Source organism: Erwinia sp. Eh17-17, from assembly GCF_039675725.1.
Classification (GTDB): domain Bacteria; phylum Pseudomonadota; class Gammaproteobacteria; order Enterobacterales; family Enterobacteriaceae; genus Erwinia.
On the sequence record NZ_JBDFQT010000001.1, the window covers coordinates 663,169 to 678,756 of the forward strand.

The following is a 15,588-nucleotide window of genomic DNA, read 5'->3' on the forward strand; positions in this document are numbered from 1 at the left end:
CTCAGAGCGCGGTCAGTTTGCCGCGTACTGATTTACTGAAACGCCAGGCGGTGAAGCTGAGCAGGGCACCGGCCACCATCATCAGGGCCAGTGCCGGTTTCTCGGTCAGAGGTAAGGCCATCACCAGCAGACCCGCAGACGACCCCCCCGCCATCTGAATAGACCCCGCCAGCGCTGAAGCGACGCCCGCCTGCTGCTGGTAAGGCTCCAGCGCATAGCTGGTGGCCGGGCCCACGGTAAAGGCCAGTCCGGCAACCGAGACCGCCACCGGCAGCATATACAGCGCCCAGTGCGTCTGCATACTGTCCGGGAACAGCATCACTCCTGCCATTAACATCACCGCACCCAGCGTCATCGCCAGCGCGCCTGTCGCCAGGCAAACCGGACGACCTACTTTGCGGATCATTTTGTTCACCAGCACGCTGACCAGCATGATCCAGAAGCCGTTGGCGCCGAAGGCAATAGAAAACTGCATGGCGCTTAGTTTACCCTCGGTCATCAGCACCTGTGGGGCCAGGGATACATAAGTCAGCACCATACCCAGTGCGCCCGCATTAGCGAAAGCAAAGGCAAGAAAACGGGGCTGCCGCAGGATCTGCCAGTACTGCTTCACCGGCAATCCCTTCACCTTTTGCGTATCCGCCGGGCGGGTTTCTGGCAGGAAAACCATCACCAGGACGGCAATAAACAGCGCGTAGCCCGTCAGGAACCAGAAGTTGGCGCGCCAGCCAAAGGCTTCAGCCAGGAAACCGCCAAGCATCGGTGCCAGGGCCGGTACGATATTCAGCGCGCCGTTTAAGAAGCCATAGGCCCGCGCGGCCTCTTCTCCGCTCAGTCGGTCACGAACACCGCTGAATGCCACGACGGCGGTGCAGCAGACCGCACAGCCCTGAATGATACGGGCGCTGAGGAACTGCGGCCAGCCGGTGGCCGTCGCCGCCAGCACGCTGCCGGTGACATATAACAGCAGGCCCAGCAGCGCAATCGGCTTACGGCCCAGATTATCAACCAGAGGGCCGGCTATAATCTGCCCCAGACCCATCACCAGCAAAAACAGGGGGATGGTGGTCTGGATGGCAGTGACCGGGGTATTCAGACCGACAGCGATATCGGGCAGCGTTGGCAGGTAGAGATCGATACCAAGGGGTGCGAGCAGCACCAGGCTGAGTAACAGTAGCGTAAATTTTTGCATGGCGGGTGAGGCGTCCAGAGTAAAGCAAGCCGGACAGGGTAGAGATAACCGGCAGAAAAGAAAAGGGGAAAGTGATAAAAGCGGGAGAGGGGCTGTCAATCGTCATTGCCACGAAATGGCAATGACGATTATCTGAACAGTTGATCCGCGTTTAGTAAGCGCCGTCGCGACGCAGCACGACGCCGGCGGTTTTAAACAGGATCGCAATATCGGTCCACAGCGCCCAGTTCTTGACATACCAGGAGTCAAAATAGACCCTGGTATCGTAGTCGATGTCGTTACGACCGCTCACCTGCCACAGTCCGGTCATGCCGGGTTTGGCCATCAGGTAGTAGTCTACGTCACCGGCATAGCGTTCCAGCTCGGCTTCAATGACCGGGCGTGGGCCCACCAGGCTCATTTCTCCACGGATCACGTTCCACAGCTGCGGCAGTTCATCAAGGCTGGTTTTACGCATAAATGAACCAATTTTGGTGACGCGCGGATCGTTTTTCAGTTTGAAATCTTTGTCCCATTCAGCGCGCGCTTCTTCACTGGTCGCCAGCAGGGTTTCCAGCACTTCTTTCGAATTCATAACCATCGAGCGGAATTTCAGGCACCTGAACTTCCTGCCGTCCTGGCCGACGCGTTCGTGACCGTAAATCGGGCTGCCGCCATCACGGCTTACCATCCAGCAAATCAGCCCAAAAGCAGGTGCCAGCAACAGCAGCAACAGCGATGCCACCACCACGTCAAAGGTTCGCTTCAGGAAGCGTGAAGAGCGTTTGGCCAGATTATTGCTGACGCGTAACAGCATCACTTCATGGCTGAAGATAAACGACATATCCGTACCGTACAGCGGAACGCCGCGCAGGGTCGGTACCACCGAGACGGAACGGCATTTTTTCTTCGACAGCAGCTTGAGCCACTGATCGCGGATGGCGCGCTGATCGTTCTCCATCGCCACGATGAACTGGGTGTTATCAAGATCAACAGTCTCCCAGACGATATCCTTATGGGTGATCACCGGAATGCCGTTGAAGTTATCACTACTGTTCTTCTCGCCGGCCGGGGCGACAAAGGCTTTGACGTCATAGCCGAGCAGTTCTTCACTCTGCAGCGCCGCGTAGGCCTCACGGGCATTGCGGCCTGAACCAATAATGATGGTGTGCTTCTGCCACTGGCCCGCTTTCAGGATGGCATTCTTCACGCAGGAGCGCAGCAGCGGCACCAGAATCAGTGCGTACAGCCAGGTGAAGCTCCACAGCATGCGGGAGAAATCCCATTTGGAAAACGCAATCAGCGCCAGGTCCAGCAGTGAAAAGATCACCAGCGTCTTAATAATCTCTTTTAATTCAAACCAAAAGGGTTTGCGATAAGTATAATGACGCAGACGCATCCAAAACCAGCCGGTACATAATACTGACATCACTGACTGAGCAATAAAGCGAACTTCAACTTCCTGCGGAGGGATAAAAATATCCAGATTTCCCCAAATACCCTGGAGAGTGGCAGCAGATAAAAACAGGGCCAGATTAATAGAGAGTAAATCTGAAAAACTTAATGCGACTTTTGCAATAACATTTTTTCTCGTGCCACTGAAGGTGCGGCGACGGTCGTTCAGTACCAGGGTACTTGCCATAATGCCTGCTCTCTTTTAATGAGAAATCAATGACCTGACGAGGATAAAGCACGCGTCAAGGAGCCGCTACGTTAAACCCGGAGGTTTATCAGACTGTCTTGTGTGTTGCCGTTATCGTTAAGATGTTCAGGGCAGCGGAGCGGTGGTACTGGAAAGAACCACGCTAATCCGTCACATAATGAAGGAATGAGTATGCAGGAGTTATTTGCGTTAGTTAATACGGGATAATCCTAAAAGCGGGTGAAAATAACACAGTGGGTCACTGACAGCGCAGCGGTTAACACCGGGTAATAAATAAATAGTATGACAATATGATAACCAGCAGAACACTATTTGATGAAACTGAAACCGTCATGATTAAATATGACGGTTTCAGAAAAGTCCTGAAGGTTTATTTCCTCTCAGGCCTCTGTTAGCCGGTTATTCCTTTTCTTCCTGCACCCGGACACCGATCTTGACGATTTCGTTGGCTTCTTTTTCGGCGACCGTCCAGACCATATTTTTCCACTCAACCTGATCGCCGACCACCGGTGCGCCGCCAATTAAAGCCAGCACCAGCTGGCCCAGCGTCTGATGACTGTCGGCGTTTTCATCCAGCTCAATGCCGTAAATTTCAGAGACGTCATGCAGACGGGCATCGGCCTGCAGAATAAAGTCCCCGAAGAAGCGCTGATCGAGTGACACCGGCGGCGACTGGCTGAACAGTTTACCCAGCGCAGGTAAATCACGTTCGCGGCCTATCACGCACAGCACATCGTTCTCTCTGAGGCGCGTGCTGCCGGTCGGGTGCAGCAGCAGGTTGTTGCGGAACAGGGCGGCAATGCGGGTTTCGCGCGGCATAACGAGGTCACGCAGCGCGGCACCGACGCACCATTTATCGGCACTCAGCTGATAAACAAACTGCTCCCACGGATTTTCCGGATGAATATCCAGCCCCACGCGAGAAATCGGTGACGCCATCGGGGGAACCACCACGCGGGCCTTTCGTGCCGCCCAGCCCAGCGAAGTACCCTGAACCATCAGCGATACCAGCACCACGAAGAACGCGATATTAAAGAACAGGGAGGCATTCGGTAGCCCTGCCATCATCGGGAAGACCGCCAGGATAATCGGGACGGCACCTCTCAGCCCCACCCAACTGATAAAGATACGTTCACGAATATTGAAGCCGCGGAACGGCATCAGTCCAATGATAATGGAAAGCGGACGGGCAATCAGTATCAGGCACAACGACAGCAGCGTAGCCGGAATAGCGATATTCCACAGATCGGTGGGGTTGACCAGCAGCCCCAGTACCAGGAACATACCGATCTGGCTCAGCCAGGCCATCCCGTCGAAGGTTTGCAGGATGCCGTGGCGGTTGCGAATCGGGCGATTACCCAGCACGAAACCACACAGATAGACCGCAAGAATGCCGCTACCTTCCAGCACAGTAGTCAGGGCAAACACCAGAATGCCGCCGCTTAACGCCAGCAGGGGGTAGAGCCCGCTGGCCAGCGAAACGCGGTTAACCAGCTGCAGCAGAGCCCAGCCGCCGCCCAGACCGAGGACAATCCCCAGGCCAAATTGCTGTACCAGATGAACGACAAACATCCAGCTCAATCCACTCTGCCCCTGCTGGATCATCTCAATCAGCGTAATGGTCAGAAACACCGCCATCGGATCGTTACTGCCTGACTCAATTTCCAGCGTGGCGCTGACGCGCTCGTTCAGACCTTTGCCCCCCAGCAGCGAGAACACCGCTGCCGCATCCGTCGAACCGATAATGGCGCCAACCAGGAAGCCGTTAATCAGATTTAAATCGAACAGCCATGCCGCAGCCAGCCCGGTCAGGCCGGCGGTAATCAGTACGCCCACCGTTGCCAGCGACAGCGCCGGGCCTAACGCGACCTTAAATGAGCTGGCCTGGGTGCGCATCCCACCATCCAGCAGGATCACCGCCAGTGCGAGGTTACTGATCAGATAGGCGGCAGGGTAATTATCAAAGGCGATGCCGCCAATGCCATCAACGCCGGCTAACATACCCAGCGCGAGGAAGATGACCAGAATGGGGATACCCAGCTTTGAAGAGAACGAACTCAGCAGAATGCTCGATGCAACCAGCACAGAACCAATGATGAATAAACTATAAATTGCGCTGGCTTCCAAAGGCTATCTCTCCTGTGAGCGATGGGAAAAACGATTACCGGGTGCGGTCTGAGCGGTAAGCGGTCAAAATCTGAACGCTGTTGGCGAGCATCCAGCTATCAGGTTGTTATCAGCTTAAAATATCCTAAAACAGGCGTAAGTAAATGCCGCTCAGTGCGGCTAAAACAGGCTTTGTTTGACGAATTAACGGCTGAACCGTGAAAAAGGTTGTGAAGGCGAGAAAAAGTCATTTCTGGCAGCACACTATGGCCTGTAATGCGGGGGGAAGTGCAGAAGATAACATAAAGGATTTCTCTGCCGATAAATTTTTATCGGCAGAGGAAGGGAGATCTCAATAATTTTCTTCCGCCTGCTTGTGGAAGAGTGCGCGGAACACCGGATAAATATCCTCCGGTTCACGAATGTGTTGAATGGCAAAGTTATCAAATGTGGATTGCAGATGCTCATATTCACGCCACAGCGTCTGGTGCGCACGCCGGGTGATTTCGATATAGCTGTAGTAGCGCACCACTGGCAGAATATTTTTTGCCAGAATTTCATGGCACAGCGGCGAGTCATCCGCCCAGTTATCGCCATCGGAAGCCTGCGCGGCGTAAATATTCCACTGCGCCGGGTCGTAACGCTCTTTCACGACCTCATCCATCAGTTTCAGCGCGCTGGAAACGATAGTGCCGCCGGTCTCCTGCGAGTAGAAAAATTCCTGCTCATCGACTTCCTTCGCCTGAGTATGGTGACGGATATAAACCACATCCACATTTTTATAAGTCCGACTGAGAAACAGATACAGCAGGATATAAAACCGTTTGGCCATATCTTTGGTGGCCTGATCCATCGACCCCGATACGTCCATCAGGCAGAACATCACGGCCTGGCTGGAAGGTTCCGGGCGTTTTTCAAAGTTCTTGTAGCGCAGGTCAAAGGTATCGATAAACGGGACGCGCTTAATACGGGCGCGCAGTTCTTCAATCTCGTGGCGCAGCCGCTCTTCTTCCAGTAGCTGAGCCGGTTCACTGTTCTCAACCTGCTGCAGAGCACTCTCCAGTTCAGCCAGCAGACGTCGTTTACCTGCGGTCATCGCGGTGCGACGCGCCAGAGAGTTCTGTAATGAACGCACTACGCTGATATTGGCAGGCACGCCGTTGGCGGTATAGCCTGCCCGGTGAGTTTTGTATTCATTGAGCTGGCGGTGCTGATTCTTCTTCAGATTCGGCAGAGCGAGATCTTCAAACAGCAGATCGAGGTACTCATCTTTAGAAATATTGAAAACGAACTCATCCTGACCTTCGCCATCCTGACCGGCTTTACCCTGGCCGCCACCGCTGCCACCGACGCCCTGAGGTCGTTCCACGCGATCGTTTTGTACGAAGTGGTCATTACCAGGATGGACACGATGGCGCTGGCCGCCGCGTCCCTGGTGGAAACCCGGTTCGTTAATATCTTCAATGGGAATTGAGACGGATTCTCCGCTCTCTACATCGGTCACCGAGCGCTTGTTGATGGCCTCGGAGATCGACTGTTTGATTTGCGACTTATAGCGGCGCAGGAAACGCTGGCGGTTCACCGCGCTCTTGTTTTTACCGTTAAGACGCCGATCGATAAAATAGGCCATAGCTCCCCCAAACAGTGCTGCAAGACGGGTCAGGGCATCGGCCCTGACCCGATCGGGTGCGACTACCGAATTACGATGATTTTCTTACACGTAAATACCATTCACACAGCAGGCGTACCTGTTTGCGGGTATAGCCTTTTTCCATCATCCGGTCGACAAAATCGTCATGCTTTTTCTGCTCGTCAGTAGACGTTTTGGCGTTAAACGAAATAACCGGCAGCAGCTCCTCGGTATTCGAGAACATTTTCTTCTCGATCACGGTGCGCAGCTTCTCATAGCTGGTCCAGTTCGGATTACGGCCATTATTGTGCGCGCGTGCGCGCAGAACAAAGTTGACGATTTCATTGCGGAAGTCTTTCGGATTACTGATCCCGGCGGGCTTCTCAATTTTTTCCAGCTCTGCATTCAGGGATTCACGGTCAAACAGCTGTCCGGTATCCGGATCGCGATATTCCTGATCCTGAATCCAGAAATCGGCATAAGTGACATAGCGGTCAAAGATATTCTGACCATATTCAGAATAGGATTCCAGATAAGCGGTCTGAATCTCTTTACCGATAAACTCAGCATATTTCGGGATCAGATACCCTTTCAGGTGCTCAAGGTATTTTTCGGCCTGTTCCTGCGGGAACTGCTCACGATCGATCTGCTGTTCCAGCACGTAGAACAGATGGACCGGGTTAGCGGCAACTTCCGCGTGGTCAAAGTTAAACACCCGCGAGAGGATTTTAAAGGCAAAGCGGGTGGATAACCCGTTCATCCCTTCATCCACCCCGGCATAGTCACGATACTCCTGGTAAGATTTTGACTTAGGATCGGTATCCTTCAGGCTCTCACCGTCGTACACGCGCATTTTCGAATAGATACTGGAGTTTTCCGGTTCTTTCAGGCGCGAAAGGATGGAGAAGCGTGCCAGCGTTTCCAGCGTACCCGGCGCGCAAGGGGCATGGGTCAGCTCACTGTTGACCAGCAGTTTGTCGTAGATTTTGATCTCTTCCGACACGCGCAGGCAGTAAGGCACTTTAACGATATACACGCGGTCAAGAAACGCTTCGTTATTCTTGTTATTACGGAAGGTAACCCACTCAGATTCGTTTGAGTGCGCGAGGATAATCCCGTTGAAAGGCAGGGCGGAGATGCCCTCAGTACCGTTATAGTTCCCTTCCTGAGTGGCGGTCAGCAGGGGATGCAGCACCTTAATCGGTGCTTTAAACATTTCGACGAACTCCATAATCCCCTGGTTGGCGCGGCAAAGTGCACCGGAGTAACCGTAGGCATCTGGATCGTTCTGCGCGTGGTTTTCCAGTTTACGGATGTCCACTTTACCGACCAGCGCAGAGATATCCTGGTTATTTTCATCGCCGGGTTCGGTTTTAGCAATCGCCACCTGCTCCAGAATGGATGGCCAGACTTTGACCACCTTGAAACGGGTAATATCGCCACCAAAGTCGTGCAGACGTTTTGCCGCCCACGGCGACATGATCGTGCCGAGATAGCGGCGGGGCACACCGTACTCTTTTTCAAGAATATTGGCATCTTCCTGCGGATTGAACAGGCACAGCGGATGGTCGTTGACCGGGCTGCGTTCGCCATCGGCGGTCAGCACATAAATCGGCACGCGCTGCATCAGTGATTTGAGACGTTCAGCCAGTGAGGATTTACCTCCGCCCACCGGACCGAGCAGATAGAGGATCTGTTTCTTCTCTTCCAGCCCCTGCGCCGCATGTTTCAGGTAAGAGACGATCTGTTCAATAGCATCTTCCATACCGTAAAACTCTTCAAAGGCTGGGTAACGCGCCACCACACGGTTGGAGAACAGCCGGGAAAGCCGTGGCTCCAGAGCCGTATCCACCATCACTGGCTCACCTATGGCCATTAACAGTCGTTCCGCCGCGTTGGCGTAAGCACTGCGATCTTGCCGGCAAACAGTAAGAAATTCCTGCAGTGTGAACTCTTCGTCCTTGGCAGCTTCATAGCGCTGACGGTAGTGATCGAATATATTCATGGCGATGCCCGTCCTTTCGTTTTTAGCACAGGTACCAGAGGCCTAAGTAGGGTCAGCCCCTGAAGGAACTTATTTGAGTACAGCAACCCTTATGCCAACCTGATTTTTTTACCGGGAGTCACAAAGCGGTCTGTCGCTTTACTCGATGGAATTTAGCGTCTTATTAATAAGCGTAGATCGCATTTAAGAAATTTCCTGACTTACCGACCATTTTCAATGAAATTTCAATAACAAAGTCATAAAGCATCTAAACAATCTCCTTAGCTGATGCGGCCTGTAGGGATTTGTAAATGTCGTTATTGCCATACATCTATTAATGAAAGTCAGGAAATTGATTTTAAGTGCTAAAAGCTGTGTAAATTTGTGACTCAACACAGAGTTACTGTATAAACTTGTGTGCGAATTGATATATTAAAGGATTGAATAAATTGTGAGCCATTTCAAACTTACTGCGCTGACCGCGCTGATACCTCTCTGTTTTGCCGCTTCTGCCGCACAGGCCAATCCGCTGACTCTTGGTGCTTCATTGCTCTATAGCCAGAGCCCTTACAAAAGTGGGCAGGACCGCTACTATCCGGTCCCTGTTATCAATTATGAAGGGGACAGTTTTTATATCCGCAGCCTTCAGGCCGGCTATTTCCTGTGGAAAGATCAGCAGGACCAGCTGTCCCTGACCGTTCTCGGTTCTCCGCAGAACTACGATCCGGACGATGCCGATGACAGCGATATGAAATCGCTCAACAAACGTCATATGACGCTGATGGGCGGTCTGGCTTATCGCCACAGCGCTGACTGGGGCATTGTGCGCACCACGCTGGTGGGCGATATGCTGGATAACAGCAACGGGATTATCTGGGATCTGACTTATCTCTATCGCTTCGAATTCGGACAGTTCAACCTGACGCCGGGGATTGGTGCTTTGTGGAACAGCTCTAACCAGAATGGCTACTACTACGGTATTTCCTCTGCAGAATCGCGCCGCAGCGGTCTCGACCGTTACGATCCTGACAGCAGCTGGAGCCCGTATGTGGAGCTGACGGCAGGCTGGAGTATCAGTGAGCACTGGAATGCGACACTGTCTGGCCGCTATACCCGCCTGGGTGATGAAATTAAAGACAGCCCGATGGTAGACAGAAATTCTCAGATGCTGTTGTGGACCGGGGTGAGTTATACCTTCTGACAGACTTTGTCTGCACTAAAAAAGGGCGCGCTGCGCCCTTTTTATCATTAAAATGGGCAAAAAGAGTGCATGGAGAGAGCGATGAATCGAACGGTTACCTTTGCTGATGGTACGGTCGTGCCTGCGATAGGCCAGGGCACCTGGTTTATGGGAGAAGAAGCACATTTGCGCAGACAGGAAGTCACTGCGCTGCAGGCAGGGCTGGAAAGCGGCCTGACACTGATTGATACCGCTGAAATGTATGCGGATGGCGGAGCCGAACTGGTGGTGGGTGAGGCCCTGCTGGGACGCCGTGACAGTGCTTTTCTGGTGTCGAAGGTCTATCCGTGGAATGCCAGTGAGGTCGATGCTGTTGAGGCCTGTGAGCGCAGTCTGGTACGTCTGAACACGGATTATCTTGATCTTTATCTGCTGCACTGGCGTGGAAATATCCCGCTTGAGGAGACGCTGCGTGCCATGGAAACGCTGCAACAGCAGGGTAAAATCCGCCGCTGGGGAGTCTCGAACTTCGATACCGATGACCTGCAGGAGCTGATGGCCGAAGAGGGCGGAAAAAGCTGCGCCACGAATCAGGTTCTGTACCATCTTGCTTCTCGCGGTATCGAATACGATCTGCTGCCTGAATGCCAGCAGATGAATATGCCGGTCATGGCTTATTGTCCGCTGGCACAGGCCGGTCGCCTGCGACGCGAACTGATGGAACACCCGCAGCTGCAGCAAATTGCACAACAAAAGGGCATCAGCCGGGCACAGCTTTTACTGGCGTGGGCGATCCGCAAAGACGGGGTGATAGCGATCCCTAAGGCGAGCAGTATTGCTCATGTGCGTGATAATGCCGCGGCGCTGAACGTGGTGCTGACCAGCGAAGAGCTGGCGCTGCTCAATCAGGCGTTTCCACCACCGGGCGGTAAACAGCCGCTGGACGTGGTGTAAACGGGCCGGGCATGCCCGACCCAAAAGGGATGGCATCACTCGCTGTCAGGCTTTCCGCCGCACCCGGAAGGTGGTTGCCAGGCGGGCAGGTTTTTCACCCGCGCTTTTCATTGGCGAACTGACGTGTGCCGTTTCCACACACACCATCGTTTTATAACCCTCGTTCGCCATATCACCCATGCTGCATGACAATTCCGCACCCGGATTCCAGGTGACAACGTCACTTTGATGGTGATGATACACTTCAATCACGCGTTGCCCGGTTTTATCATCAATCACGCTACAGCCATCAGGCTGGGTGTAGATACGGTCAACACGCTGTGAGTAGGTCTGTTTGCCATCCGCAGAGGAACCGCTTACCCCGTTGTTAACCTTATCGATAAAGTGCTGGCCAAGACCGCAGACCTCCACGCCTGCAATGTCAGCGACTTCAAAGTAGCTGTGCAGGGCGGCAGTCGCATCATAATCACCGTGCGCTTCAAGTTCGATTTCACAACGGTCGCTGCTGAAGAGGAAGCGGGCGAGCAGCGTAAAGTCGTGCGGCCAGAGTTTCTTCGTCTGCTCGCTGCTTTTCAGTTCAAAGGTCAGCATCACGCTGCTGTCATTTTCATCGTGGGCGGAAAGCGTCCAGGGCAGGTTACGGGCAAAACCGTGAGCAGGTTCACCCGCCGGGCCAAACCACGGCCAGCAGATGGGAACGCCGCCGCGAATGGCTTTGCCCGGCGTCCATGCCGTTTTGTCACTCAGCCAGATCACTGGCTTCTCACCGGCGGGCTGCCAGGCAATGAGCTGCGCGCCCTGCAGGGTTACCGCAGCACGTACTTTCGGATGAGCCACCACCACCACCGGCAGTTCGCCGATCTGGCGCTGAGACAGGTAAGGGGAAATCTGGTTAATCACCGGCAGTGAAAAGAGTTTCTCGTTCATCATTCAGCCTTCTGAAATTTAACCATAAAAAAAGGGCGACTACTGTCGCCCTCAGATTCATTTCACATCCTGCCTTCATTCTTGAAGCGGCATTTGCGTTAGCTACTTTCACTCACACGAGTTAATTACTACGTAAGGCCATCGTGATTCGTTCAATTGCTGCTTTAATGCCACTCCAGTGATTGGCAGGTTCGCTTATTTAGCGATGTGAGCAACCAGGTCCAGGACCTTGTTGGAGTAGCCAGTTTCGTTATCGTACCAGGAAACCAGTTTAACGAAGGTGTCGCTCAGTGCGATACCGGCTTTTGCATCGAAGATAGAAGTCAGTGTTTCGCCGTTGAAATCGGTAGAAACCACTTCGTCTTCGGTGTAGCCCAGAACGCCTTTCATTTCGCCTTCGGCAGCAGCTTTAATCACAGCACAAATTTCTTTGTAAGATGCTGGTTTAGCCAGACGTGCAGTCAGGTCAACAACAGAAACGTTAGGGGTAGGAACGCGGAACGCCATACCAGTCAGTTTGCCGTTCAGCTCAGGAATCACTTTACCTACGGCTTTAGCTGCACCGGTAGAAGAAGGGATGATGTTCTGAGATGCGCCGCGGCCGCCGCGCCAGTCTTTGTGAGACGGGCCATCAACGGTTTTCTGGGTGGCAGTCGTTGCGTGAACGGTGGTCATCAGAGCTTCAACGATACCGAAGTTGTCGTTGATAACTTTTGCCAGCGGTGCCAGGCAGTTGGTGGTGCAGGATGCGTTAGAAACGATATCCTGGCCAGCGTAAGACTTGTGGTTAACACCCATAACGAACATTGGGGTGTCATCTTTAGATGGGCCAGTCAGAACAACTTTCTTAGCGCCAGCTTCAATGTGTTTACGTGCAGTTTCGTCGGTCAGGAAGATACCGGTTGCTTCTGCAACCACATCCACGCCCACTGCATCCCATTTCAGGTTAGCTGGATCGCGTTCAGCGGTAACACGGATGGTTTTGCCGTTAACAACCAGATGGCCGTCTTTGACTTCCACGGTGCCGTTGAAACGACCGTGAGTTGAGTCATACTTCAGCATGTAAGCCATGTACTCTGCGTCGAGCAGATCGTTGATGGCAACGATTTCTACATCAGAACGTTCCTGAGCAGCACGGAAAACGATGCGACCGATACGGCCAAAACCGTTGATACCTACTTTGATAGTCATATATTCCACCAGCTTGTTGATAGTGAATAAAAGGTTGGCTGTAAAATTACAAAAACCATACCAGGCGTCAAGCGGAATCGTGTCAATTGTTGCGACAAATCAAACTGTCGAACAGGAATTATTCAACGCAAAACCGCTTTACTGACGCGGGAACACAGTTGATCTTGGGGCAAGTTGCCCGAATATAAAGGGGTGAAGGATCTAAAAGGTGAGCTGTGTCACAAATTAAGCCTTGGCCGAAACACCGGAGGCCCATGACGCGAAAAATTCACCTGATCTTGTTAAGTATTTGTTAGAATAGTAGCCGATATTTTCAGAATAACCCTGCCAGAGAGTCTACCATGGCTAAAGATGATACACCTTACACACCCGAAACTGAGTTAAGCGAAATGCAGCGCTATGTCACACAGCAGCGCGGTACTGAACCTCCGTATTCAGGAAAACTCCTGCATAACAAGCATGAGGGCATTTATCATTGCCTCGTCTGTCAGGCCCCGCTGTTTCTTTCGGAAACCAAATACGATTCCGGCTGTGGCTGGCCGAGTTTTTATCAGCCTTACAGCGACGACGCAATTCGCTACCTTGAAGATGACACTCACGGTATGCAACGTATTGAAATTCGTTGCGGTAGCTGCGATTCCCACCTGGGACACGTGTTCCCGGATGGCCCGCAGCCCAGCGGTGAGCGCTTCTGCGTCAACTCTGCTTCGTTAAGCTTCACAGACGAAGACGGTAATAAAACTCAAGGCTAGGAGCGACGATGGAACTGGAAGAAATGATCGCCAGCCTGACGCCGGAAGTCTATCAGCGCCTGGTCACCGCCGTGGAAACCGGCAAATGGGCTGACGGTGTGGCGCTAACGCCAGAGCAGAAAGAGAATAGCCTGCAGCTGGTGCTGCTGTGGCAGGCACGGCATAACGACAATCCGCAACATATGAGTGTCGCGAAGGGCGGGGAAATCGTGACGAAAAGTAAAAAACAGCTCAAACAAGAGTTTGGCATCAGCGACGATGACGTCACGCGCATCAAGCTCCAGTAAATTATTCCTGCAGGAATAATTGACGATAAAAATGGCCGGACTGCCACGAGATGCAGATCTGGCCATGGCTATCTCATCAGACGATATTTGCCCCTTTCAGAGCCATCTCCTCCAGAGCGAGTGTGCTGTCACTGGCGTGTAAATTAACTCCGCGACATCCGTCAGTGACGACCGTGACCCGATACCCTAATGCCAGTGCGTCGAGCACGCTGAACTTCACGCAGTAATCCGTTGCCAGGCCCATGACTGTCAGTGCGGTGATGCCCTGATGCTGCAGCCAGGCATGCAGCGCTGTCTGTTGGCGATGCCCGTTATCAAAAAAGGCGCTATAGCTGTCGATATCCGGATTCTCACCTTTCGACACCTGATGCGTCAGCAGCGCCTGATTGAGCTGTGGGTGCAGCTGCGCGCCCCAGCTATGCTGCACGCAGTGATCGGGCCACCACACCTGTGGCAGGCCATACAGTTCGCCTGTGGTCCATGGCTGAGTGCCTGCACGGCTGGCAAAGCTGCCGTGATCCGGTGGGTGCCAGTCCAGCGTGGCGATAACCGCGTCTCCGCGCTGGCGAAATTCAGCGGCCAGCCGGTTGGCTGGCGCGATAGTCTGTTCACCTTCATCAACGGCCAGCGCGCCGCCAGGGCAAAAATCATTTTGCAGGTCGATCAGCACGAGTGCCTGACGGTCACGCATAGCCATTAGTCCTGGGTCAGCTCGCCGCGCAGGTTCTGCTTCATCTGCTGGCGGATTTCATCACTGGTGAGATCCTGGCTGAGCAGAAAATGCAGCTTGGTCAGGGTGGCCTCGACGGTCAGGTCGGCACCGCTGATCACACCCGCATGTGCCAGCGCATTTCCGGTAGCATAGCCACCCATATTGACCTTACCGGACATGCACTGCGTCAGGTTGACGACCACAATGCCGCGCTCTGAGGCCGCTTTCAGCTCCTGCAGGAACGCCGGGTTCTGCGGGGCATTACCCACGCCGTAAGAGCGTAAAATCAGCGCCTTAACCGGCTGCTGCAGAAAATTACGCACCACTTCAGCAGAGATCCCCGGATAAATGGTGACCACGCCGATCGGCTGCGGGGTAATCGGGTGAACAATCAATTCCCCCAGGCCTGCGGGGGCTGCCGGAGTATTCAGACGGCGGATATGGATTCCGGCTTCAAGCAGTGGAGCGAGATTCGGCGACGCGAAGGCGTTAAAGCCGTCGGCATGAGCCTTAGTGGTACGGTTACCGCGGAAAAGCGTGTTATTAAAAAATAACGTGACTTCATTGATCGGATAATTAGCGGCAACGAACAGTGAGTTAAGCAGGTTTTGCTGACCGTCAGAACGCAGCTGTTCCAGCGGAATTTGTGACCCGGTCACAATCACCGGCTTGGCCAGGTTTTCCAGCATGAAAGAGAGGGCAGAGGCGGTAAACGCCATGGTGTCGGTGCCGTGCAGAATGACAAAACCATCATAATTGTCATAGTTAAGGCGAATATCATCTGCAATCGATTGCCAGTCCTGCGGTGTCATATCAGAGGAGTCGATTAACGGCTGATATTCGTGGATGGTGAAATCAGGCATTTCAGGGCGGTGGAATTCGGGCATGTTGGCCAGCTGGCGCTGCAAATGGCCGGAAACCGGAATGAACCCGTTTTCAGAGCGTTGCATACCGATAGTCCCGCCCGTGTAGGCGACATAAATGGATTTCTTTTGCATTAGTAAACTCAAGACTTGCCGAAAAGGCGCAGT

The 15,588-nt window shown here is 53.3% G+C and carries 13 protein-coding genes; 4 read left to right on the forward strand and 9 right to left on the reverse strand.

All coding sequences use genetic code 11. The features are described from left to right. Position 1 precedes the first annotated feature (1 nt). The 5 genes from ABEH87_RS02920 to yeaG all read right to left on the reverse strand — a co-directional run bounded on the left by ABEH87_RS02920 (position 2) and on the right by yeaG (position 8,575). Entirely contained in the window at positions 2-1,192 is a 1,191-nt protein-coding gene (locus tag ABEH87_RS02920) for a multidrug effflux MFS transporter (protein WP_346573750.1), read from the reverse strand. A 151-nt stretch (positions 1,193-1,343) separates the two neighbouring features. Further along, positions 1,344-2,813 carry an undecaprenyl-phosphate galactose phosphotransferase WbaP gene (wbaP, locus tag ABEH87_RS02925; RefSeq protein ID WP_346573751.1) on the reverse strand — a complete coding sequence of 490 codons (1,470 nt, stop codon included), beginning with the start codon at positions 2,811-2,813 and terminating at the stop codon, positions 1,344-1,346. Positions 2,814-3,233: 420 nt separating this feature from the next. After that, positions 3,234-4,961: a potassium/proton antiporter gene (locus tag ABEH87_RS02930; protein WP_346573753.1), complete on the reverse strand. Its 1,728-nt coding sequence runs from the start codon at positions 4,959-4,961 to the stop codon at positions 3,234-3,236. A gap of 331 nt (positions 4,962-5,292) precedes the next feature. Further along, complete coding sequence (locus ABEH87_RS02935; RefSeq protein ID WP_346573755.1) at positions 5,293-6,570, reverse strand: YeaH/YhbH family protein; 1,278 nt, start codon at positions 6,568-6,570, stop codon at positions 5,293-5,295. A 70-nt stretch (positions 6,571-6,640) separates the two neighbouring features. Next, positions 6,641-8,575: a protein kinase YeaG gene (gene yeaG / locus ABEH87_RS02940; RefSeq protein WP_346573757.1), complete on the reverse strand. Its 1,935-nt coding sequence runs from the start codon at positions 8,573-8,575 to the stop codon at positions 6,641-6,643. 430 nt (positions 8,576-9,005) lie between these two features. Here yeaG and ABEH87_RS02945 point away from each other — a divergent pair, with 430 nt between their 5' ends. Continuing rightward, positions 9,006-9,755 carry a MipA/OmpV family protein gene (locus ABEH87_RS02945; RefSeq protein WP_346573759.1) on the forward strand — a complete coding sequence of 250 codons (750 nt, stop codon included), beginning with the start codon at positions 9,006-9,008 and terminating at the stop codon, positions 9,753-9,755. 81 nt (positions 9,756-9,836) lie between these two features. Beyond that, entirely contained in the window at positions 9,837-10,688 is an 852-nt protein-coding gene (locus ABEH87_RS02950; protein WP_346573761.1) for an aldo/keto reductase, read from the forward strand. A gap of 45 nt (positions 10,689-10,733) precedes the next feature. Here ABEH87_RS02950 and ABEH87_RS02955 read toward each other — a convergent pair whose 3' ends face one another. After that, positions 10,734-11,615 carry a D-hexose-6-phosphate mutarotase gene (locus ABEH87_RS02955; RefSeq protein WP_346574561.1) on the reverse strand — a complete coding sequence of 294 codons (882 nt, stop codon included), beginning with the start codon at positions 11,613-11,615 and terminating at the stop codon, positions 10,734-10,736. Between the two features lie 195 nt (positions 11,616-11,810). Continuing rightward, positions 11,811-12,806, reverse strand: a complete 996-nt coding sequence (gene gapA, locus ABEH87_RS02960; protein WP_191932526.1) for a glyceraldehyde-3-phosphate dehydrogenase — start codon at positions 12,804-12,806, stop codon at positions 11,811-11,813. A gap of 341 nt (positions 12,807-13,147) precedes the next feature. On the opposite strand from gapA, the gene msrB reads away from it, so the two are divergent. After that, on the forward strand, positions 13,148-13,558 hold the full coding sequence (gene msrB, locus ABEH87_RS02965; RefSeq protein ID WP_346573762.1) for a peptide-methionine (R)-S-oxide reductase MsrB: 411 nt from the start codon (positions 13,148-13,150) through the stop codon (positions 13,556-13,558). 8 nt (positions 13,559-13,566) lie between these two features. Continuing rightward, positions 13,567-13,845 (forward strand): DUF1315 family protein, encoded by a 279-nt coding sequence (locus ABEH87_RS02970; protein WP_346573763.1) that lies wholly within the window; start codon positions 13,567-13,569, stop codon positions 13,843-13,845. Positions 13,846-13,921: 76 nt separating this feature from the next. Here the strand turns inward: ABEH87_RS02970 and pncA are convergent, their stop codons facing one another. Continuing rightward, a complete protein-coding gene (pncA, locus tag ABEH87_RS02975) occupies positions 13,922-14,536 on the reverse strand; it encodes a bifunctional nicotinamidase/pyrazinamidase (protein ID WP_346573765.1) in 615 nt (204 codons plus the stop codon). A gap of 5 nt (positions 14,537-14,541) precedes the next feature. Further along, on the reverse strand, positions 14,542-15,555 hold the full coding sequence (ansA, locus tag ABEH87_RS02980) for an asparaginase (protein WP_346573767.1): 1,014 nt from the start codon (positions 15,553-15,555) through the stop codon (positions 14,542-14,544). Positions 15,556-15,588: the final 33 nt, after the last annotated feature.